This is a genomic window from Lactobacillus kefiranofaciens (assembly GCF_014656585.1).
Classification (GTDB): Bacteria; Bacillota; Bacilli; order Lactobacillales; family Lactobacillaceae; genus Lactobacillus; species Lactobacillus kefiranofaciens.
On sequence record NZ_CP061341.1, the window covers coordinates 1302602 to 1324746 of the forward strand.

22 protein-coding genes are annotated in these 22145 nt (G+C 36.9%); 3 read left to right on the forward strand and 19 right to left on the reverse strand.

Going from position 1 to position 22145, the window contains the following annotated elements:
* Nucleotides 1-206: 206 nt before the first annotated feature.
* The 3 genes from def to rnjA all read left to right on the forward strand — a co-directional run bounded on the left by def (nucleotide 207) and on the right by rnjA (nucleotide 3034).
* Nucleotides 207-761 carry a peptide deformylase gene (def, locus tag ICI50_RS06455; RefSeq protein ID WP_188891364.1) on the forward strand — a complete coding sequence of 185 codons (555 nt, stop codon included), beginning with the start codon at nucleotides 207-209 and terminating at the stop codon, nucleotides 759-761.
* A gap of 365 nt (nucleotides 762-1126) precedes the next feature.
* A complete protein-coding gene (locus tag ICI50_RS06460) occupies nucleotides 1127-1348 on the forward strand; it encodes a DNA-dependent RNA polymerase subunit epsilon (protein ID WP_003627933.1) in 222 nt (73 codons plus the stop codon).
* Between the two features lie 6 nt (nucleotides 1349-1354).
* Nucleotides 1355-3034, forward strand: a complete 1680-nt coding sequence (rnjA, locus tag ICI50_RS06465; protein ID WP_013854306.1) for a ribonuclease J1 — start codon at nucleotides 1355-1357, stop codon at nucleotides 3032-3034.
* 119 nt (nucleotides 3035-3153) lie between these two features.
* Here the strand turns inward: rnjA and ICI50_RS06470 are convergent, their stop codons facing one another.
* From ICI50_RS06470 to ICI50_RS06560, 19 genes are all read right to left on the reverse strand, one after another.
* Nucleotides 3154-4791: a nuclease-related domain-containing protein gene (locus ICI50_RS06470; RefSeq protein ID WP_188891365.1), complete on the reverse strand. Its 1638-nt coding sequence runs from the start codon at nucleotides 4789-4791 to the stop codon at nucleotides 3154-3156.
* Nucleotides 4792-4897: 106 nt separating this feature from the next.
* The gene (recD2, locus tag ICI50_RS06475; RefSeq protein ID WP_013854307.1) at nucleotides 4898-7273 is read right to left on the reverse strand and encodes an SF1B family DNA helicase RecD2; all 2376 of its coding nucleotides are present in this window, start codon (nucleotides 7271-7273) and stop codon (nucleotides 4898-4900) included.
* Complete coding sequence (locus tag ICI50_RS06480; protein ID WP_013854308.1) at nucleotides 7273-7917, reverse strand: tetratricopeptide repeat protein; 645 nt, start codon at nucleotides 7915-7917, stop codon at nucleotides 7273-7275. The genes recD2 and ICI50_RS06480 overlap by 1 nt, the downstream gene beginning before the upstream one ends.
* A complete protein-coding gene (locus tag ICI50_RS06485; protein ID WP_013854309.1) occupies nucleotides 7917-8576 on the reverse strand; it encodes a histidine phosphatase family protein in 660 nt (219 codons plus the stop codon). Before ICI50_RS06485 ends, ICI50_RS06480 begins: the two co-directional genes overlap by 1 nt.
* Nucleotides 8577-8670: 94 nt before the next feature.
* Entirely contained in the window at nucleotides 8671-9798 is a 1128-nt protein-coding gene (gene mnmA / locus ICI50_RS06490; protein WP_188891367.1) for a tRNA 2-thiouridine(34) synthase MnmA, read from the reverse strand.
* A 7-nt stretch (nucleotides 9799-9805) separates the two neighbouring features.
* Complete coding sequence (locus ICI50_RS06495) at nucleotides 9806-10147, reverse strand: DUF1831 domain-containing protein (RefSeq protein WP_025084130.1); 342 nt, start codon at nucleotides 10145-10147, stop codon at nucleotides 9806-9808.
* 47 nt (nucleotides 10148-10194) lie between these two features.
* A complete protein-coding gene (locus ICI50_RS06500; protein ID WP_056941287.1) occupies nucleotides 10195-11352 on the reverse strand; it encodes a cysteine desulfurase family protein in 1158 nt (385 codons plus the stop codon).
* A gap of 1 nt (nucleotide 11353) precedes the next feature.
* A complete protein-coding gene (locus ICI50_RS06505; protein WP_013854313.1) occupies nucleotides 11354-12049 on the reverse strand; it encodes a 5'-methylthioadenosine/adenosylhomocysteine nucleosidase in 696 nt (231 codons plus the stop codon).
* Between the two features lie 19 nt (nucleotides 12050-12068).
* Nucleotides 12069-12392, reverse strand: coding sequence for a hypothetical protein (locus ICI50_RS06510; protein ID WP_095342073.1), 324 nt, complete (start codon nucleotides 12390-12392; stop codon nucleotides 12069-12071).
* Nucleotides 12393-12397: 5 nt separating this feature from the next.
* Nucleotides 12398-12964 (reverse strand): NUDIX hydrolase, encoded by a 567-nt coding sequence (locus tag ICI50_RS06515; RefSeq protein WP_095342072.1) that lies wholly within the window; start codon nucleotides 12962-12964, stop codon nucleotides 12398-12400.
* 18 nt (nucleotides 12965-12982) lie between these two features.
* Entirely contained in the window at nucleotides 12983-13186 is a 204-nt protein-coding gene (locus ICI50_RS06520; RefSeq protein ID WP_013854316.1) for a cold-shock protein, read from the reverse strand.
* Nucleotides 13186-15969, reverse strand: a complete 2784-nt coding sequence (ileS, locus tag ICI50_RS06525; protein ID WP_013854317.1) for an isoleucine--tRNA ligase — start codon at nucleotides 15967-15969, stop codon at nucleotides 13186-13188. Before ileS ends, ICI50_RS06520 begins: the two co-directional genes overlap by 1 nt.
* A gap of 221 nt (nucleotides 15970-16190) precedes the next feature.
* Nucleotides 16191-16967 carry a DivIVA domain-containing protein gene (locus ICI50_RS06530; RefSeq protein ID WP_025084129.1) on the reverse strand — a complete coding sequence of 259 codons (777 nt, stop codon included), beginning with the start codon at nucleotides 16965-16967 and terminating at the stop codon, nucleotides 16191-16193.
* Nucleotides 16943-17743 (reverse strand): YlmH family RNA-binding protein, encoded by an 801-nt coding sequence (locus ICI50_RS06535; RefSeq protein WP_056941286.1) that lies wholly within the window; start codon nucleotides 17741-17743, stop codon nucleotides 16943-16945. The genes ICI50_RS06530 and ICI50_RS06535 overlap by 25 nt, the downstream gene beginning before the upstream one ends.
* Nucleotides 17743-18045, reverse strand: coding sequence for a YggT family protein (locus tag ICI50_RS06540; RefSeq protein ID WP_025084128.1), 303 nt, complete (start codon nucleotides 18043-18045; stop codon nucleotides 17743-17745). Before ICI50_RS06540 ends, ICI50_RS06535 begins: the two co-directional genes overlap by 1 nt.
* Nucleotides 18045-18482: a cell division protein SepF gene (locus ICI50_RS06545; RefSeq protein ID WP_013854321.1), complete on the reverse strand. Its 438-nt coding sequence runs from the start codon at nucleotides 18480-18482 to the stop codon at nucleotides 18045-18047. Before ICI50_RS06545 ends, ICI50_RS06540 begins: the two co-directional genes overlap by 1 nt.
* A 21-nt stretch (nucleotides 18483-18503) precedes the next feature.
* A complete protein-coding gene (gene ftsZ / locus ICI50_RS06550) occupies nucleotides 18504-19844 on the reverse strand; it encodes a cell division protein FtsZ (RefSeq protein WP_056941285.1) in 1341 nt (446 codons plus the stop codon).
* 14 nt (nucleotides 19845-19858) lie between these two features.
* A complete protein-coding gene (gene ftsA, locus ICI50_RS06555; RefSeq protein ID WP_056941284.1) occupies nucleotides 19859-21214 on the reverse strand; it encodes a cell division protein FtsA in 1356 nt (451 codons plus the stop codon).
* Nucleotides 21215-21276: 62 nt separating this feature from the next.
* Nucleotides 21277-22134 (reverse strand): cell division protein FtsQ/DivIB, encoded by an 858-nt coding sequence (locus tag ICI50_RS06560; protein ID WP_095342071.1) that lies wholly within the window; start codon nucleotides 22132-22134, stop codon nucleotides 21277-21279.
* Nucleotides 22135-22145 lie beyond the last annotated feature (11 nt).

Here is a 22145-nt window from a genome sequence, read left to right on the forward strand (position 1 = left end):
CGGTAACGCAATAGCGCCTTATCGAAGTGCTTCTTTTTGATCTGTATAGTTACGTTAGTGAATTTTACCACTTAACAGCACATGGGTCAACGCTTAACAATCATTTAAGTTTGACTTTAATTTCTCAAAAGCAAGCAAAATCCCTTAAAGTATGGTAAAAATATATATTAGATCAGTTAGATAATTAATTAAAAGGAGTAATTACTTTGATTTTAATGAAAGATATTGTACGAGATGGTAATCCCGTATTACGCCAAATTGCTAAGCCATTAACTTTTCCGCTTAGTGATCATTACAAGCAATTAGCAAATGACATGATGGAATACTTAGTTAATTCCCAAGATCCTAAAATCGCCGAAAAACATCAATTAAGAGCTGGCGTTGGTTTAGCCGCACCACAAGTTGGCGAAGGTGTTCAAATGGCTGCTTTGTTAGTGCCAGATGATCAAGGCAAGATTATTTTTAAGGAAGTCTATGTTAACCCTGAAATTATTTCAGAATCTGTTCGCCAAGCTTGCCTAAGTGAAGGCGAAGGTTGTTTAAGTGTAGATAAGGTAATTAACGGTTACGTTCCTCGTCCAGATAAATTGACCATTCATTATTACACTGTGGATAGCGAGGAAAAAACAATTTGTTTAAAGGATTACCCAGCAATTGTTTCTTCCCACGAAATTGATCACTTAAATGGTCACTTATTCTACGATAGAATCAACAAGCAAGATCCATTCTCACTTAAAGAAGATACCATTGTGATTTCTTAATTGTTATTTAAAAAAGAAAAGTCCACAGTAAGTGGGCTTTTTTTATACAAAAAAACCACTGGATGACTGGGCCAGTGGCTCATACATTGGGAATTAAGAAGATTGAAGAGACTTCTTATAGCGAGCAAATGATTTTATAAATCATTCACTACATATTTTTTATAAATCATTCACTACATATTTATAGTACAACCTTTGTTATTCTACGTCAATGCTTATTACAAAATTAACAAATAAAAAACGAATATAAAATCCTTCAAACTTCTTTATATACTTAATTTTGTAAATATGATAGAATTTTCATTAGTTATTGAGTATTTTTACTCAAAATTGATCGTTTATACATTAATTAAGGAGAATCATTTATGATTTACAAAGTTTTGTATCAAAAAGACAAGATTGTCAATCCTCGTAGAGAAACTACTCAAACCCTTTACATGGAAGCTGACAACATGGTCGAAGCAAGAAGTACGGTTGAGGACAATACCCCCTACAACATTGAACTCATCCAAGAATTAACTGGCAACTCTTTAGCTTACGAAAAAGAACATGCCGACTTTAAGTTGACTAAGTTCGATAAGAAGTAACAAAGAGTGCGAATTAAAAATAATGAAGTAGCCGTTTATGCAATCGGGGGTTTGCATGAAATTGGCAGAAATATGTATTGTGTACAGTATCAGGATGAAATTATCATCATGGACTGTGGTATTAAATTCCCCGAAGATGATCTTTTAGGTATCAACTACGTTATTTCAGACTATTCATACCTCATCAAGAACCGTAAGAAAATCAAAGCTTTAGTAGTCAGTCACGGACATGAAGACCATATTGGAGGGATTCCATTTTTATTAGAAGAAATTCCTGAAATTCCAGTTTATGCAACTCCATTTGCCCTATCATTAATTAAAGGTAAATTGGAAGAACACGGAATTTTAAAGACGACTGAACTACATGAGGAACACGAAGATACTGTTTTAAAGTTTAAGAAACTTTCTGTTTCTTTCTTTAGAACTACTCACTCTATTCCTGATACTTTAGGTATTGCCGTTCATACGCCTTTAGGTGCTGTAGTCTTTACTGGGGACTTTAAGTTTGACTTAACTCCAGTAATGAATCAGCCAGCACCAGATTTTCAAAGGATGGCTAAATTAGGCAATGAGGGTGTCCTTGCTCTTCTATCAGACTCAACTAACGCTGAAGTTAGCCAATTTACCAAGTCTGAAAGATTTGTAGCAAAATCGCTTCATAATATCATTACTGGTATTAAGGGCAGAATTATTTTTGCTACATTTGCTTCTAATCTTTACCGTGTATCAACAGCTATTCAAGCAGCAATTGATACCGGTAGAAAGGTAGCTATTTTCGGTCGTAGTATGGAAAACGGCGTAGACAACGGGATTGACCTAGGATATTTAAATGTACCTAAGGATCTAATCGTCGATGCCGAAGAAATTAATAAATTACCACCTGAGAAAGTAATGATCTTATGTACTGGTTCTCAAGGTGAACCATTAGCAGCTTTATCGAGAATTGCCAATGGCACGCACAGACAGATCACTTTACAGCCAGGTGACACGGTCATCTTCTCATCTAACCCAATTCCAGGTAATACACTCAGCGTTAACCATTTAATTAATAAATTAATGGAAGGTGGCGCTAATGTTATCCACGGACGCGTCAATAACGTTCACACTTCTGGTCATGGTGGTCAGGAAGAACTAAAGATGATGGTTCGTTTAACTAAGCCAAAATATATGATTCCTGTTCACGGAGAATATCGGATGCAGGTTATTCATACTCAGTTAGCTCAACAAGCTGGTGTACCTGCTGAAAATACTTTTGTTTTAGCAAACGGCGAAGTTGTTTGCTTTGGACCTAATGGTTCGAGAATTGCCGGCCGCATCCCTGCCGGAGATGTTTATGTCGACACTTCTGGTACAGCTGATGTTGGTAATGTGGTTGTTCATGACCGTCAAATCCTTTCCGAGGAAGGCTTGGTAGTTGCTGTAGCTACAGTAGACTACAAGCATAAACGCGTCTTAGCTGGCCCTGATATTTTGAGTCGTGGCTTTGTTTACATGCGCGAGTCGACTGAATTAATCAGCCAGGCTCAAAAACATGTTTATCATGTACTTCGCAATGAAATGTCCAAATCAGATCATCCTAAGGAAGCTGAGATAAATAAAGCAATTACTGAAAATCTTTTAGACTTCCTTTATTCAAAGACTGAAAGACGACCGATGATTTTACCAATGATCATTGAAAAGAAATAAAAATATTGAGACTCCTTCGGGAGTCTTTTCTTATTGATAAAGATTACTTGTGCAAACCAAAAAATAAAATTTATTCAATGAAATATTACAAAATAAGACGAGGAGCAACTCCTTGTCTTTTAAATTTCGTCAAAAATATCTTTTTTAATGCAATGCTTTTCATAATACCGATCTGTATTCGTAAAATGTCTAACCTGCTGATAGAATTTACGCCAATAACGGTAATGCTTGTACTGTTTTTGCCATTTACGTGCTTCAGTTAAATACTTATCAAGTAATTTATTAATATGATTAATATGCTTGATTACCTGATTAGCGTGATATAGCTGTTCATTAATTGCTTGTTGACTAAGGTGGGAATCATCAAATAATAATACATTTGTGGAATATACTTTTTCATTACTGAGAACATTATAATCAGTTAGTTCATTTTCTATTGCTGAAATTTCTTCATCATACAGGCCAAAATTAGCTTTAGCTTGTACAAATAAAGATTGTAGATCTGCAAGCTGAGCAACCTCAATGCCGACTTTTTGGTAACGTTCCGTTTTTTCTAAAATAAAATCTTTTTCAGTCCGGCTGACAAAAACGACTATATTCCGAATTAGTTGATCGATATTCACTCGTTTTAACAGAGCAATAATAATTGGGTTATTGCTTTTATTAAGTACGTACTTGATGCTTTCCTTATGTTTAGCTACCTGATCTGCCAGCTCATCATAATCTGTGAGAGCATTATATTTACCAGCTGAGGTCGACCTTGCCTTGGTCTCAATACAAAAAATACCACTTGAGGCAATCACTAAATGGTCAATTTGATTACTATCTAAACTGTCTTGTTTCTCATAAGGATATGGCAAAATCAAATTATGCAATAATACTTTACCAGACTGTACTTGACGTACTTTTCGATTAACTAATTCCTCTGCTGCACTACCAGCTAAGAGATTGCTTGCTTGCCGCAAATCTCGTTTAGACAAAATATCCATCTGATGCAGTGATTTAATTTTACCCAAATGTAAGTCAGTCATTCTCTTTTGAAAATCAGCTACTGTTTTATTATACGTATTAAAACCTGAATTAATTGCACTAATTCGTAATACATTTCGCACATTTAATGCTCGTCTTAAATCCTGTTTTTTCGAAAAACTAATCTTCTCAGCCTGCATAATTGAATGGACGGCGTCAGTATCAGTAATGCCGCCACGTTTAACCCATTCTCTTTGACAAGTAGCATGATTCTCAACTTCATTGGCATATTGTTTAAGATCATCTTCTAATGGTACTAGAATCTCTTTGCCTTCTCGAACCATTGAACCATAATACTGCAACTTAGTCTTAACATCAGCCAACGATGAAACTTGCCGATGTCCATAGTAATAGAATTCTGCTTTTTCTTTTGACTCATTCCAATAAGTCTTACGAAAATAATGCCCGTCAGTTAACCCAAATTCTATTATTTCAAAAATACTGCGATCTAAATGGTATTTAATTAAATAGTGACAGTGCCCTCGCTGATCAAAAATTCTGCGTTTAATATAATCTGGTCGCATTAACTCAATAATTTGAAATTTTAATCCCCGTTGATTAGGAAATCTATAAGGCAAGCGTTGCCCTGCTAACTTTTCTATCTTATTCAGTTCTTCTTTATCTATTTCACTTAGCGTAATTGGTTTCATTTTATTTTTGGCATTAACTACTCGAAAAAAACAATAGGTTAAAATACCTATTGTAAATGTAATGATTGTAATATCCATCTTAATTATCTATCGCTTATTTGAACGTATGTTTAGACAATACTCATTATACCATGCATTTGTATAATCGAAAAGCCCCATGATTCACACACCATGAGACTTCTTACTATAATTTAATATTTTCCATACCGATCATCGGATCAATTGCTCCTGAATAAATTTTATCTGGAGTTAGTATATAATCCTCTGTCTGTTTTTCCATTGGTTCTTGTTCAACGACAGTCTTTTCTTCTTTTTCAGTTGTTTCTACTGGCTTAGGACTGTTATCTCGCTCTAATTTCATGTCTAATTGCTGACAGATCTTTTGCGCTAAGCCTGTCTTACGATCATTACCGGGCGTCTTAAAGGCGGCTACAAATGCTCGCGGATCACCCACAAGTACCAGATTTTTTTCAGCACGAGTTATCGCAGTATATAACAAATTACGTTTGAGCATAACGAAATTCTGCATTGTTAGATTTAAAATTACTAGAGGAAACTCTGATCCTTGAGACTTATGAATAGTAATTGCATAAGCTCGCGTCAGATCCCCCAAATCTTTGCGATCAAAAGTAACTTCGCGTACATCAAAATCTGCTACCATGCATTCTTTAGATCTATCTTCGTCAATACTAAGAATTTTACCGATCTGACCATTATAAATATCTTTCTCTGGATTATTCTGGAGCTGCAGAATCCTGTCTCCAATGCGGAAAATTTCACTATGCATTTCTAATTGCTTGCTTTTAGCTTTAGGTGGATTCAAAATTTCCTGAATAATATCATTTAAATTATTAACGCCACCATTACCATGGTACATTGCGCCTAATACTTGAATATCGTCTTCATTAAAACCACGTTTTAGTGCTAATTTAACTATTTGACCAACCGCATCCCCAACTAAATCTGGTCGGCAACTAATAAATGAATAATTTTTCGTTTTCTTAAAAAGAGCCTGCTCATTTTTGCCTTCATTGACATCATGGGCCAATGTGATGATAGTTGAATCATCCCCTTGTCGATGAATTTGCTTTAAAATCGTGGTAGGAAATGCATGTGACTTAATCAAGTCACTAAAGACATTCCCAGCGCCAACGGAAGGCAATTGATCTTTATCTCCGACAAAAACAATGTGTCTTGTTTGGTTGATACTAAATAAAAGTTGCTTAAACAAAAACATATCAACCATCGACATCTCATCGATAATTAAAATCTCACCGTTTAACTCATTCAGATCTTCTGCTCTAGTTTCACCAATACCTAAACCCAACAAGCGATGAATGGTCTTGGCACTAATACCAGTTATCTCACCCATTCTCTTAGCCGCCCTACCAGTTGGAGCAGCTAGCAAAAATGGAGGATCTTCGCTATATAACGCAGAAGCAGGGATATTAGCCAATTTCCTTAACACAAGCAGAATTCCATTAATAATGGTGGTTTTCCCCGTACCAGGTCCACCTGTCAAGATGGAAATAGGATGCGTTAGTGCGTTCTTGATAGCCAATTTTTGGGTATCATCATAGTTAATCTTTAGCTCTTTTTCAGCATCTTGAATTGCTTGCTCGACTTGAGAATCATTGTATTGTTCATCTTCCTGCAACTTACGACTTGCAACTAAATTCTTCATAGCACGCGCAATATCCAGCTCTGTTTGAAAAATATTTTGCAATGCGGCATGATTGCCATCAACTACTACCTTGCCAGCCTCTTGTAAGTCATTAATACAATTAGCAATTGGATCAAACTGCGTGATATCTAACAACTTGCTGGCATCAGTCAAAAGTTCAGCTAAACCAACATAAGTATCTCCTGCGCCAGTTAAAGCATCAAGCAATACTTGATAAATTGCACCTTTAATTCGACGAGGATCATCCTGCTTAATTTCTAGCTGTTTACCAATCGTATCAGCAGTCTTAAACGCAAAACCCGCAATTTCATTGACTGCGGCATAAGGATCTTTTTCTAATTTAGCAATACTTTCACCATGATAAAGTTGATAAACATGCTCTGCTACTCGCTTATTTACCCCATATTGAGCTAATTTTAGAACAACCTCAGAATAAGAGTCCATCGCATTTAAACCTGATAGCAAGCTGTCTTTTTGTTTTTTGCTAATTGATAAGGTATCAATCTTTGCAGGATTTTCTTTTAAAATGTCTAATGCATCTAAGCCAAGTTCATCAATAATTGTTGTTGCGGCTTTTTTACCAATGCCTGGAAAGTTGCTTGAACTTAAGTACTTAGTTAAAGACCCCTCCTCATGCGGTAAAATTTGCTTGTAGCTAGTTGCTCTGAACTGCAAGCCAAACTTTTCATGCATGACTAATCTACCTTCAAAGTGGTAGCTAGAAAGGATTTGAATATCGCCAAAACTACCAGTTACTTTGATTTCATCACGTGAATAATTTTCAAGTGAGCCAATAATTTCAACATCTAAAATTTTATATAAATCCTGATCGTTTTCAAAAACTATACCATTAACTTTACCGGTGAATTCAACCATTATTTTTTCTTTTCCTTATCGTTTAGCATTTTCATGATGGAAGCATACTGCTTCATAGCATGCTGATAATACTTAATATCCATCTTTTTGGCACGATCAAAATATTGCTTAGCTAGCTCACGCTTTTCTTCTAAAGTAGCTACTCCAAGCAAGAAATAAATTTTCGCAGATCGTTTATTTTCTGGAATTGCCAAATATATTTGCTTGGCTTGCCTACTTTCACCCATACTGAGCCAGATATCGCCTAACAGTTCCTGTACCCGTTCATCCACTTTTTTAATCGTTAATGCATAGGCGAGTGCTTTCTGACTTTGTCCTAGTTTCAAGTACGTCAATGCCTTTTGATATAGCGTTAAATCATCATTAGGAATTTGATCAAGCAAGGCTAATGCCTGATCAAAATCGCCTTGCAAATAATGAGCAACTGCCAGATTATAATTTAATTCTAGTGGCTTTTTTACCAAGTGCTGTGCCTGCTCCAGCAATTTTTGCACCTGATCTACACTGCCTTGCTCGATTAAATAAGTAGAGAGTTGCAAATAATTTTCTACATTTTGTGGTTTTTGATCAATTCTTTGAACTAACAGATGAATTGCTTGTTCAACTTGACCATCATCATAAAGTCGTGCTATTTTCTTATCCATTATAATGAATCCGTCTTTGATAATTTTCTACCTAGATAGCTAGTCTCATTCCAAACGACTGGCTTAAAAGTCTTTCCACCGTCTAGAGTTTCTAAAACTGTTAAGCTGGTATTACTCAGCCCACCATTTTTACGAATATCCTTAAGTGGATAACCCAGTAATCCGCCCATAATTGCTGACAAAGCGGCACCATGACTAACTGCCAAGACCTTATCATCATCATTTGGAAAACGTTTGGCCATTTCTTGAGCGAAAGATTTGCCTCGTGCAATAACATGCTTGTAATCTTCACCATGAAGCTCCGTTGGATCATATTGATCTGGGTGATGCCAAAAATTATTCATCTGTTTAGAAAATTTCTTCTCCGCCTCAGCGAATTTCATTCCTTCCATATCACCCAAGTTAAATTCTCTTAAGCGTTCATCGATTACTACTGGTAAATTGGCATTCATTGCATCATCAATACCTTGAGCTGTATTAAAGGCCCGGTCCAAAGGACTGGCAAAGATACCTCTAAATCTTGTCCCTCTTAAATGCTTGCCTAGTTTCTTAATATCCTCCAAACTCTGCGGCAAAAGTGGCGAATCACCATGACCGCCTTGAAAACGACTTGCCAGATTCCATTCAGTTTTTCCATGACGAACAAAATAAATTTGCATCTCAAATATCTCCCTAATTATATTTATAATTATTAATAGTTTAACACAAAGAAAAAGACGTTCGAAAACACGAACGCCTTTTTGAGCATTTATTTTAGACTAATTGTAATTGTTTGTCTTCTTGGTAAGCTGCATCAATATTGCCACCACCCAAACATTCCTCGCCATTGTATAAGACAAGAGCTTGTCCAGGAGTTACAGCACGAGCTGGCTCATCAAAGTAAACATCAGCAGTATTATCCGCTGCATGATACTTCACAGTAACACCAATATCACATTGACGATAACGAAACTTAGCACTGCAGTGAATTTCAAAGTCATGATCTGGTTGACCAGTAAAGAAAGACATATCGCTAGCCTTTAAACGACTTGCATAAAGAAGTGGGCTATCGTAACCTTGCTCAACGATTAATTCATTCTTCTTTAAATCTTTGCCTACAACAAACCAGGGATCAGTTGATTCCTTGGTTGAACCTAAGCCGAGGCCTTGACGTTGACCAATAGTATAATACATTAAGCCAGCATGTTCGCCAACAACTTTTCCATCTGGAGTAACCATTTTGCCGAATTTAGCTGGTAAAAACTCGCTTAAGAATTTACGAAAGTTTCTTTCACCGATAAAACAAATCCCAGTAGAATCTTTCTTCTTAGCGGTTGCTAACCCATTTTCTAAAGCAATTTCTCTAACTTGTGGCTTAGTTAAATTAGCCAAAGGGAAGATAACCTTGCTAATTTGCTCTTGATTTAATTGACTTAAGAAATAAGTCTGATCCTTATTGCCATCTTTAGGACGCATCATATGAGTTACACCATTAGCATCCTTCATAGTTTTTGCATAGTGTCCCATAGCAATATAATCTGCATCCAAATCCATAGCAAAATCCAAAAATGATTTAAATTTGATTTGGCTGTTGCACATTATGTCAGGATTAGGAGTTCTGCCTTTTTTGTATTCATTCAAGAAATACTCAAAGACACGATGCCAGTATTCCTTTTCAAAATTAATTGAATAATATGGAATACCGATCTTATCAGCAACTTTTTTTACATCTTCATAATCTTCAGTAGCAGTGCAGACGCCCGCATCATCGGTATCATCCCAATTCTTCATAAAGACGCCGACAACATCATAGCCTTGTTGTTTAAGCAAAAGCGCAGAAACAGAAGAATCTACTCCGCCACTCATACCAACAACAACTCTAGTCTTACTATTGTCAACCATTAGTCAATCAATCCTTTACTTCTTGCAATATGTTGCGCTCTTCTAAGTCCTTTAAAATATAATCTAAAAGGTCTACAGTTGGCGCTAATTGCTTATTTTTAAAAATATTAACCTTCTGCAAACCATTGCGATCAGTTACTACCATCGTTAAATGTGACAAATTCTTGTTAATCGTCATCTTTAGCTTAGTAGGTGCATTATAAGGTGAATCATTATAAAGCGGATGCTCATAATTAAAATTGCCTTTGGTGGTCTTGACAAAGCCTGCGTCAATTAAAGCATAGAGCTTTAAATCAGGATTCAAAGTAAATTTGCGTTTATCACCATTAATCACAACTGTATTTGCCATAATTTCCCTCGCTTATTTATAATAAGTTACTTTCTTTTTAAAAGCAACTATTTATTCTTAGATTGAATTCTCTGTACAACTTTGATTAAATTCTCAGCAAAAGCCTGAACTTCATCGTCTGTATTATAACGCCCAAACGAAATTCTAATTGAATCATGGATACGCGGCGAATCCGGACCAAAACATGCAATCAAAACATGCGACGGCTCTAAAGAGCCAGCGGTACAGGCGGAACCACCAGATACGGCAAAGCCGTTTAAATCCAAATTAGTTTGCAGAGTGGTAGTCGAAACCCCCGGAAATGCCAAATTCAAAACATGGTGCGAATAGCCCGGACCGTAACCACCGTTAACTTGATAATCAATATGATGTGCATCCAATTCATGTAAAATTATTTCTTGAAAATGTTGGTATCTTTCCTGCAAGCTAGCATGACCAATTTCAGAGAGTTCCTTAACAGCTTCTCCAAAGCCAGCAATACCAGGAACATTTTCGGTACCTGCACGTCGTTTAACCTCTTGTTCGCCGCCTAATACCAAGTTAGGTAGATCGATATCTGATTTTTCATACAAAAAACCCAAAAATTTTGGTCCATTAATCTTATGAGCAGAAACAGACAATAAGTCAATATGCATAGCTCGAACATCAATATCAATGGTACCCATGCCTTGCACATTATCAACGTGGAAGTAGGCATTCGTATCTTTAACCATTTCACCAATTTCTTTTAATGGCATAATGGAGCCCACTTCATTATTAACCGCCATAGTAGATACTAAAATCGTGTCTGGTGTCAGTTCCTGTTTTAACTTCTCCAAAGAAATATGACTACTTTGATCAACGTTTAAATAAACGACTTGATAACCCTCTTTTTCCAATCGCTTCATTGGATTTAAGACTGATGGGTGTTCAATTTTAGTCGTGATAATCTTTTTGCCGATATTTTTACGACTATACGCAGTTCCAAAAATAGCCGTGTTATTGCTCTCTGAGCCACCAGAGGTAAAAATAATCTCACCGTCTTGAGCATTAATGCTTTGAGCGATTTGATGACGCGCCTTGTCAATTACGTTTCTAGCCTTACGCCCTAATTCATAGGTACTCGAGGCATTACCAAAATCATTCTTCATCTCATCGGTAATCACATTGATTACCTTAGGTGACATTGGCGTGGTGGCCGCATTATCTAAATAAACTTCACGCACACTAATTCTTCTTTTCTAAATAATCACTAATCAATTTTGCCGCCTTGGCGCCAACCTTTTTAACAAATATATCAAAATCTTCGTTAGCACTGCCATCCCCATTATCAGAAATGGCACGCATAGCAACCAAAGGTTTATTAAATGCATAAGCAACTTGAGCAAAAGCGGCACCTTCCATTTCACAGGCTAAAGCATTTGGAAAGTTTTGTTTAATTGCATCTTTTTGCTCAGTTGAAGCCACAAATGAATCACCAGTAACTACTAGTCCCTCACGGAATTCAACGTTTTGCTTCTTAAGAAATTCCGCAAAGGAAGCTCGCTCAGGCGAATCAAGTACATATTGAGCTGGCTGTTGTGGAATTTGCCCTTCTACATAGTCACCAGCAGCAGTGTTATGAGCATCATAATATGCAAAAGCACTTGGCAATACTAAATCTTCTTGGTGAACATCTTTTTGCAAAGCACCGGCTGAACCAGTCATAAATATTACGTCAATATCAACATTGCTTAGCAAACTAGCTAAATTCATCGCGGCTTGTACTTTACCAATACCACTTAATCCTAAATAAACATCATTACCATTAACAGAAAAATGTTCGAATTCTGTTGATCCGAACATTTCTTTCTTTTCTGCATGGAAATGATTACGATAAAATTCGGCTTCTTCAGCCATTGGAACAATGATCGCAATCTTCATCTTTTTCCTCATTTCCAATTTACAAATGAAACAGTGCAAGCAGCACTAAGATAATCAGAACAAACACTATCAGGATAGCACGATTTAGTCTTTTTTTCAGTCTCAAGGCCTTATCTGCTCGTATTTTCTCCTGATCAACAATTGGTTGTTCTTGCTTATAAAATTCTCGGCCATCTCCCGCTAAAGGACGTCGTCTAGGTTCTGCTGAATCTGACTTGTCTTTTTTAAAATCAGGATTAACGTCAACTTCTTCTGTTGTATCATCATTCGAAAAAGCAGACTTGACCTTATCTAATAAGTTCTTTTTTTGCCTTTTTCGATAATCAGAACGTTTTTCTGCCATTTTTATTACTTATCGTCACTTTGGCGACCACTCAACAACATATTTTCCCAGACGGTAATCGCATAAATCGTCTTTGCATCAACAATTGTGCCCTCAGCTAGTAAGTTCTTTAACTCATCTAAACTGTACCAATCTGAAGTCAAGAATTCATCTGCATCAAGCGATCTTTTATCGGTTAACTTGGTAAGCATATCACAATAGAAAAGATACATCTTTTCATCACAAAAACCAGGACTTGAATAAAATTCACTTACTTTTTCCCAATAATCTGCTTTATAGCCGCCTTCTTCGTTTAATTCACGTTTCATTGCATCCAACGGACTAGCATCAGTTGGATCAATTAATCCAGCTGGAATTTCTAAAGTGAGTTGCTTAATCGGTTCACGCCATTGTTTAACCAAAAGCATCTTTTGCTCATCATTAATCGCAATGACTCCGGATGCTGGGCTATGCTTGATTACTTCACGCGTTGCAGTTTCACCATTAGGCAACTTTATTGTGCGTACTGACAAATCTAAGATTCGCCCTTGAAAAATTTGTTGCGATGAGATTTCTGTTTCTTTTAGATCCACTAGGTCTCATTTCCCTTCTTAGGCTAGATAGACATTAACACATTGTAAGCCATTTTTGCCTTGAGCTAATTGATATTTAACTCTTTGGCCTACTGTTAAAGTTTTGTAGCCTTCTTCTTTAATAGCTTTATAAAAGACAAAGTATGATTTGTGATTCTGATCATCTTCGATAAAACCATAACTACTGCCCTCATCAAATTGTTTAACAGTTCCTAAACGCATTATTCTTCTAATCCTTCTTGAACTGCTTCTGGGACATTTTCCTCAACGATCTTAGCACAACGGCCACATAGCATAGGTAATTTAGGATCTGCACCAATATCCGTTCTGATCATTCTACAACGTGGACAAACTTCACCAGCCGCATGTTCAACTACGATACTTGCATTGTTTAAATCTTCAGCTTCTTCTGGAGCTTTGCCATCGGCAATAGTTAATTTAGATACAATTAAGATTTGTCTGAAATCTGCATCCAAATCGTTCAACATGGCCTTTGTTTCTTTATCTGGATAAATAGTAACGGCTGCTTCAAATGACTTACCAATTAACTTCTTGTTTCTAGCATCTTCTAGTGCCTTCAAAACATCGTCACGCAAGTTCATAAACTTATGCCAATTTTCAAGTAATTCATCACGGTTAGCATAAGTTTCAACTTTTGGCATATTGGCAAGTTGAATGTAATCTTCAGGTCCCTTCAAGAAGCCCCAAATTTCTTCCATGGTGTGTGGCAAGATTGGAGTTAAAATTTTGGCTAGCTTAACAGCTGCATCGTAGATTACGGTTTGCATTGATCGACGAGCATGACTATCTTTACCATCGATATAAAGTACATCTTTAGCAAAATCAAGATAGAATGCTGACAAATCATTAGAAATAAAGTTGAAGACTTTCTTAAAGACAGTAGTAAAATCAAACTTGTCATATGCTGCAAGGCAGTCCTTAACTAAATCATTCAATTTAACTTCCATGTATTGGTCAACTGAGCGAAGATCCGCATAAGCAACACGATTTTCTTTTGGATCAAAGTCACTAGTGTTAGCAAGCATGTAACGGAAAGTGTTTCTGATCTTTCTGTAGCTTTCGGCAGATTGTTGCAAAATACCCATTGAAACGGCAACATCTGAAGTAGTATCAGCTTGAGCAACCCACAGACGAATAATTTCGGCACCCATACGCTTGATAACGTCGTTCGGTGAAATTACATTGCCGAGTGATTTGGACATCTTGTGGCCTTTGTCATCCAAAACGAAGCCTTGTGACAATACTTCCTTGTATGGTGCCTTGCCAGTAACAGCAACAGAGGTAATCAAGCTTGAGTTAAACCAACCACGATATTGGTCACTACCTTCAAGATAAAGATCTGCTGGATAGTGTAAACCATCACGCTTTTCCATTACGCCAGACCAAGATGACCCAGAGTCAAACCAAACATCCAAGATATCTTTTTCTTTAGTAAATTCGCCATTTGGTGAATGCTCTGAAGTAAAGCCTTCTGGCAATAATTCCTTAGCGGTATGAGTGTACCAAGCATTGGAACCTTCCTTTTCGAAGATTTTAGCAATATGATCAATGGTTTCTGGAGTAACGATTGGAGTACCGTCTTCAGCGTAAAAGATTGGTAGTGGTACGCCCCAAGCACGTTGACGAGAGATTACCCAGTCGCCACGATCTTTAATCATATTGTAAAGACGAGTCTTGCCCCATGAAGGGATGAAGTTTGCCTTTTCAATTTGATCAAGAATTTGTTCTCTAAATGGAGCAATTGAAGCAAACCATTGAGTCGTAGCTCTAAAGATAACAGGTTTCTTAGTACGCCAATCATGTGGGTATGAGTGAGTGAATACTTTAAGCTTAAGGAGAGCACCTGCATCCTTAAGTTTTTGAACCATCAACTTGTCTACATCTTGGTAGAACATCCCCTTAAGTTCAGGAACTTCATCAGTATAGCAGCCGTGTGCATCAACTGGACTAAAGATTGGCAAATGATATTTTTGACCAACGTTAAAGTCGTCTTCACCAAAACCAGGAGCAGTATGTACCAAACCAGTACCATCATCTAAAGTTACGTGGAAGCCTTCAATTACAAGACTTTCTTTATCATAAATTGGATGTTTTGCCTTCATGTATTCCATGTCGGCGCCCTTAACAGTTTGGACAACCTTATAATTATCCCAACCAATTTCTTCTGCAACTTTTTCAAGCAAGCCGCTAGCTACCACATACTTCTTGTCACCAACTTGAACTACTGAATAGTCAAATTTAGGGTTAACACAGATTGCTTCATTAGCTGGAATAGTCCAAGGAGTAGTAGTCCAAATTACAAAGTAAGTATCTTTAGGATCAATAATACCCTTACCATCAGTCACTGGGAAAGCTACGAAGATAGAATTTGCTTCTACATCTTTATATTCAACTTCTGCCTCAGCTAAAGTTGATTCACTTGACCATGACCAGTAAACTGGCTTTTTGCCCTTGTAAATGTAGCCCTTCTTGTACATTTCACCAAAGACGCGAATTTCCTGTGCTTCAAAGTCATGTTGCAAAGTAATGTATGGATGATCCCAATCAGCCATTACGCCAAGCCGCTTGAAGTCAGTCATTTGCTTTTGAATTTGTTCTTCCGCATATTGACGACATAATTCACGGTACTTAGCCCGATCCATCGTCTTACGGTCGACGCCTTTTTTAGCCAGTTGCTGTTCAACTGGAAGGCCATGAGTATCCCAACCTGGTACATAAGGAGCGTAATAACCATTCATATTCTTGTAACGAACGATAATATCCTTAGAGATCTTATTTAAAGCATGTCCCATGTGGATATTACCGTTAGCAAATGGAGGGCCATCATGCAAGTCAAACCGAGGTTTACCTTCGTTCAACTTTAATCTTTGTTCATATAACTTGTTTTCTTCCCATTCTTTTTCCCATTGGGCTTCACGCACTGGTAAATTACCGCGCATCTTGAATTTAGTTTTACCTAAATTAAGAGTATCTTTAATTCTCATTAACAAAATTCCTTTCTAAAAAAAGAACCTCGTCCCAAATTAGGACGAGGTTAACCGTGGTACCACCTAAATTGAACTCTACAGAGTTCCACTTGATTTGCGTAACGTGCAACAACGTCTAGATCAATTAGGCAGCTGATCAACCGTCAAGCTCTTATGCTGGTCTTCCACCATCACCAGCTCGCTGAATTGCTATCAAGTTTTACTGTCGGTCTAAATTCTTATTTCTTATAATCATCCGGAAAGACAATTGTTGGACCTAACTTATCTTCAGTATTAGGGGTCGTATTGACGGTCTCATGACTTGGACTATCTCCAGTTAATGGTTTAGGCTTATTTTCTTCCTCATCATCAACTTCATCCGTATCATCAGGGTCTTGAGAAGAGTTTACGTCATTTTCATCATCAATGTCAATATCTTCATCATCTAGATCCAAATCTTCTTCTTCATCGTCATCATCTGTAGCAGAAGAAAGTGGCTCAGCACCACCACCTGGATAAAAACGTTCAGTGTGAAAATATTTATCCAGAGCATGTTGCCATTCATCATCATTAAGATTATCGATCTCTTCTTGAAGCATTGCCTGCATATGGCTACGAAACTCACCAATTTGCTTCTTCAAACGTTTATAGTCGCTCTCAATTACGTCTTTTTGCTGTCTTTGATAATCGGTATCTGTAACAGCCTGTTTTCTGGCATCATCCAGAACGCTCTTAGCTTGTTCCTTCATTTCCTGAACAGAAATCATGGTCTTGTTCAATGATTTTTTCTTCTCATTATATTCATCTACCTGCTCTTGTAAATGACCCATCTTTTCATTCAAGGAAACAATTTCATTCTTAAGATCAACAACTTGATCAAGTGCATCCCCATAATCATCAACGATTTGATCCAAAAAGCTATCTACATCATAGCGATCATATCCATTACGACCCCGCGATTTAAATTCCTTATTATGAATATCCATCGGGGTTAATTGCGTTTCTTTGTCTGCCAAAGTTTCAGCACCACCTTATATTTACCTTTTCTCGTTGCCGAAATATCTTCAATCTTGATTCGGCCAAAATGTCTTAAACTCAAGACATCATTCTCTTTAACCATTATATTAGAATCCATGACATCATGCCAATTTAATTTAACTAAATTAGCTTCAATCATCTTTTGAATCTGTCCCCGGCTTTTTCTGCTAATACCAGCTAAAACTGCATCAATTCGCATTGAAGCAATAATTTCTATTTGCTTAACAGAATCATCTTCTGGTACTAATACCTGCTTGAAGCTAATTGGCTTTAATTTGACCTGACTGCGACCAACTCGATCAATCTGTTCTTCAAAGAAATCCGTTAACTCTTTTTTAGCAAAAAATTGCCAATTGCCCTTACTGTCAGTGATAATATCACCAAAAGTATCAGTATCAATTCCAGAATTAGCTAAAGTTCCTAAAATAGCACTATGACTTATACGATTAAACTTTTGCGAATACTTAATCTCATACGGCTGAATCTGATAATCAGCTGGTTGTAAATTAAACCATTCCTCACTTAAATAAACGCGCTTTTTTTCAGCTTCTGGATAACCACCATACTCTTGTATAAAAACGTCATTGCCAACAACAGTTTTCAAAATTGTTCTCTTACCTGGATCAAGAAAATCAGTTAGCAATGGTCCATGCTTAAAAATCAACTGATTAAAAAGACCAGTAAAATAATCAATTACTGGTCTTTCTTCTTGCTTAAAATGTGGGTAAAACTTACTTGCTTGTCTACGCTCCATTAACCGATTAACCTCAACAAAATATTAAAAATCCAAATTAATACATAATTTTGGATAAAATATAAAATAAACAAGGCAATAATTGGCGAAACATCAATCCCCGTAGAATATGCTAACTTGGCAAAAGGACCTTTTCTAAACAGATTCAAATAAGGGTTAACAATTTTATCTAAAAATTGGCCAATAACTGAATTGCTAAGCATAGGAACCCAGCTTAGAATCGCATCAATTACGATTAGTAAACTATATAGCCATAGAATCCAAGTAAGTGCTAAATAAATTATATGTAATACATTAAACATTAACTTAAATTATCTTTCTTATCCACTAAGTCACTGATTTTGCCATCAGTGACAAACTTGGGCGGGGTTGCCAAAAAGATTTTGTCTCCAATTCGTTGAATTTCACCATTTAAGGCATAAACAGTACCTGTGATAAAATCAACAATTCTGCGAGCAGAACTATCCTCCATCCGGCTAAAGTTAATTACTACCGCTTTATTGTTTAATAAGTTTTGAGCGACATCCTTAGCATCAGAATAAACTCTAGGTTCATACAAGACAATCTTGCTCTTCGCAGAATTTAAACCCGACTTAATTGAAACAATATTATCACGACTAACGGAGTTGAGAGGCAAGTCTTCACTATCATTTTTATTTTGGGCAGTATATTCCTCGTCATTATTCAATTCATCATCATTAGAAATTCCGAAGAATCTACCTAATTTGTCAAAAGCCATCTACATCTACCTCCAAAAAAACTAGTTTTCGCCGTGATGCTTAAAGAATGGAATATCACTGTTATCATCACTATCATCTTCAGCACTAGTTTCAATTTGAGAAATACTTTCTTGGTCATCATTGTTGAAACCGTTAAAGCCGTCAGCATCCTTATTTGGCTCTGCTGGCTTAGTATTTCTTCTTTGGCTATTTTCGTTATCGTTTAAGCCCCAAACACTAGTTGGATCAACCATTGTTTGTTTAGACTTTTCCTCATGAGTTTGTTCAGGTTGAACAGTTTGCGGACGATCAACTGGTTGCTTTTCAGCTTGAGCAGTCTTAGGTGTTGCTTTAGCGTCTTTTTTAGGTTGAGCCTTAATCTGGTGACTTCTACCTGGCAATTGCTTAGAAGCAGCTTCTTCAGCTTCTGAATCAATACCAGTAGCAATTACAGTTACCACGACTTCATCGCCTAAGTTAGGATTGATTGAAGTACCAAAGATAATATTAACATCATCGCCAGCGGCCTTAGATACAATTTCTGAAGCATCTTGTGCTTCAAACAAAGTAAGATCTGGACCACCTGTAATGTTAAGCAAGACTTGCTTAGCACCATCAATCGAAACTTCCAAAAGCGGTGAAGAAATAGCTAACTTAGTAGCTTCTACCGTTCTGTTTTCACCACTAGCACGACCAATACCCATTAAGGCAGCACCTTGATTTTCCATTACCGTCTTAACATCGGCAAAATCCAAGTTCACATAGTCAGTTGAAGTAATCAAGTCTGAAATACCTTGAACACCTTGTTTCAAAACATTATCAGCTTCCTTGAAGGCATCCATCATAGGTGTCTTCTTATCAACCATTTCAAGTAAACGGTTATTAGCAATAATGACCAAAGTATCAACGTATTGCTTTAATTGTGTGATCCCTTCTGTGGCGTTTCTTGAGCGCTTAGGGCCTTCAAAACTGAATGGGCGCGTAACTACGCCTACAGTCAAAGCACCAGTCTCACGAGCAATTTTAGCAACTATAGGAGCAGCACCGGTACCAGTACCACCACCCATACCAGCAGTGATAAAAATCATATCTGCACCCTTAAGCGCATCTTCAATTGTTTGTTCACTTTCTTCAGCTGCTTTTTGTCCAACTTCTGGATGTGAACCTGCACCTAACCCACGAGTCAGCTTAGGCCCTAATTGTATCTTGTTTTCAGCTTTATTACTATTTAAAGCTTGAACATCAGTGTTTGCTGCAATGAAGGAAACACCCTGCACGCCATCGTCAATCATTCGGTTAACAGCATTGCCACCGGCACCGCCAACACCAATAACTTTGATGACAGCATTTTTATTGTCGTCTGAATCGAATGTAAAATCCATTAAATTAACCACCTTTAATCAAAGAATTTCTTAAAGAAATCCTTCAAGCCATTAGTTTTTTCTTTGTTATTATTTTTTTCGTCTGTAGAAGAATTATCTGCGGACATTTTGGTTCTATTATAAGCTTCTTTGGCTTCAGTTTCACTATTAGAAGCTATACTTTTAGAAACCTTACTAGTTTCTGGTTTTGAAGCTTCTTGTTCAACTATATTTTCGCCAAAACCATAAATGACACCATTTACTAAATAATCAACTTCTGACATCTTGTAAGCATAGTTGATAATGCCATAAGCCGCGGTATAAATTGGATTACGCATTCCAATTTGATCTGGCTGATAGATTCGTGCTTTAACATTTAAGCCATTGGCAGTTAAGGTATCAATTCCTTGCAGCAAGCTTGTACCACCAGTAATAACGATACCACCTGGCTGCTTAAGGGCATGATGTTTAGCTAAACCTTTGCCTAACCTGGTTAATATTTGTTCTAAACGTGCATTGATAATTTCGCTTAAGTAAACCTCATCAACCATCTGTTGGCCATTACCACCAACACTATTAATAGCAAACTTGTCATTCTTAGAGGCAAAACTTGGATCGGCAAAGCCATAATCTAACTTCACTTGTTCGGCATCATTTTTTGAAATGCTCAACACTGCTGAAATATCATGAGTAATGTCGCTGCCGCCTTCTAAATCAATATTGGCATACTTGATCTGGCCATCCTTGATTACAGTCGCAGTACTTACACCGCCACCCAAATCAACAATAACTGAACCAAATGTCTTTTCGCTTTCATTCAAAGCTACGCTTGAAATTGCTAATGGTGTTGGCACGAAGAAATTATTATGATAACCGGCCCGTTCAATTGCCTTTTTAATATTATGCAAAGGTCCAGTTGGTGCGGTTAATAAAATACCTGTTACGCCTAAAGAATGAGCGATCATCTTCCGTGGATCGTCAACCTCGGTCTTACTATCAATTAAAAAGCGACTTGGCAAAAAGGTAATTGCATCACGATCATCTTTAACTGCAGAATGAATAACAGAGCTAATAGCACGTTTAACATCATCATTGTTTACTTCAGTACCTTGTTCACCAACACTAGCAAAACCGGTTGCCGTTTCCAGCTGCAGCATCCCTACTGGAATACCAGCAACTACACTATAAATCTTAGCATTAGTCTTCTCAGCAACGCCCTTAAGTGCACGACTAATTGCCGCAGCAGTTTGATCAATATCAACGATTTGACCATGCCGCATTCCTGAATTAGGTGTCGTAACTGCACCGATAACCTTACCAGAGTCAGCTACGACAGCCTTTACACTTGTGGTGCCTATATCCAGACCCACCAAAAGATTTGAATTCTCCAAAATTAAGCCCCCATTAATATTTGCCTTGAAAAAATTCTAACATAAATAAACACGCAAAACAGTTACAATATCCCGTAAGCTTTCTTTTCACTTGAAGTTAATGGTCTACTAAATGCACCAATCTCTAGATCAATTAAACTATGCTTACCAGCTTTTAGTCTAATTTGATTATAATCATTAATTTTATCCTTCAGAGTAACAGTATTACCAATAACCACATTATCATCTTTCATAACTAAAATGATCTGTGAATCTCTTCGGGTATTTCCACTTAACAATTTTACTTGCTTTCGGAAAGACTCGGGCAAGCTATCAAATAATTTTAAATCTTCTTTTAAAGTAGCAGATTTATTATACCCAACAAAGATTGGTTTTTCATGATCAACTTTAGTCCAATTTACAGATTGACTGCCAATTTTGCCATTATTTAAAATCTTACGGTAAACATCGCCATCTTTTAAATAGCCTACTGTTGGTCGTTCATTAACCTGTAAAATAAGTTGATTAACATGTCCTAAATGAGCTTGCGCACTTTGAATTTCTGGATATTTTTTAGCTAATTTTTGACTCAAATCTTTTTGTTGAAATATATAATCAAAAACTTTATCACTAGCTTTAATTTTAGATGTCCTAACAATTCCCTTAGTTGGTAAATCACTAGCCCCTGTCACCTTCACAGTACTAATATTAGGCAAAGGTGAAACATAAAAACCTAATCCAGCAATCATTAGAATCGAAACTGTCATAATTAGACCCAACCTGCGTCTTAAAGATCGACGGCGCTCCGCCTGCAAGCTAGAAAGTGAGGCAGAGATTTTGGCTTTAGACTTGCGACTATTTCTTTGCTGATTAAATTCATGATTCAAGTAAGGCGATAACTCCTTTCTTGGATCAATTCTCGTTACTGGCCTTTTTGCCAACTGCCTCACCT

Coding starts and splice junctions, on each gene's coding strand:
- ICI50_RS06460 (WP_003627933.1), top strand. CDS start 1,127: ATGATTTACAAAGTTTTGTATCAAAAAGACAAGATTGTCAATCCTCGT.
- ICI50_RS06470 (WP_188891365.1), bottom strand. CDS start 4,791: ATGGATATTACAATCATTACATTTACAATAGGTATTTTAACCTATTGT.
- recD2 (WP_013854307.1), bottom strand. CDS start 7,273: ATGGTTGAATTCACCGGTAAAGTTAATGGTATAGTTTTTGAAAACGAT.
- ICI50_RS06480 (WP_013854308.1), bottom strand. CDS start 7,917: ATGGATAAGAAAATAGCACGACTTTATGATGATGGTCAAGTTGAACAA.
- ICI50_RS06485 (WP_013854309.1), bottom strand. CDS start 8,576: ATGCAAATTTATTTTGTTCGTCATGGAAAAACTGAATGGAATCTGGCA.
- mnmA (WP_188891367.1), bottom strand. CDS start 9,798: ATGGTTGACAATAGTAAGACTAGAGTTGTTGTTGGTATGAGTGGCGGA.
- ICI50_RS06495 (WP_025084130.1), bottom strand. CDS start 10,147: ATGGCAAATACAGTTGTGATTAATGGTGATAAACGCAAATTTACTTTG.
- ICI50_RS06505 (WP_013854313.1), bottom strand. CDS start 12,049: ATGAAGATTGCGATCATTGTTCCAATGGCTGAAGAAGCCGAATTTTAT.
- ICI50_RS06510 (WP_095342073.1), bottom strand. CDS start 12,392: ATGGCAGAAAAACGTTCTGATTATCGAAAAAGGCAAAAAAAGAACTTA.
- ICI50_RS06520 (WP_013854316.1), bottom strand. CDS start 13,186: ATGCGTTTAGGAACTGTTAAACAATTTGATGAGGGCAGTAGTTATGGT.
- ileS (WP_013854317.1), bottom strand. CDS start 15,969: ATGAGAATTAAAGATACTCTTAATTTAGGTAAAACTAAATTCAAGATG.
- ICI50_RS06535 (WP_056941286.1), bottom strand. CDS start 17,743: ATGGAGCGTAGACAAGCAAGTAAGTTTTACCCACATTTTAAGCAAGAA.
- ICI50_RS06540 (WP_025084128.1), bottom strand. CDS start 18,045: ATGTTTAATGTATTACATATAATTTATTTAGCACTTACTTGGATTCTA.
- ICI50_RS06545 (WP_013854321.1), bottom strand. CDS start 18,482: ATGGCTTTTGACAAATTAGGTAGATTCTTCGGAATTTCTAATGATGAT.
- ftsZ (WP_056941285.1), bottom strand. CDS start 19,844: ATGGATTTTACATTCGATTCAGACGACAATAAAAATGCTGTCATCAAA.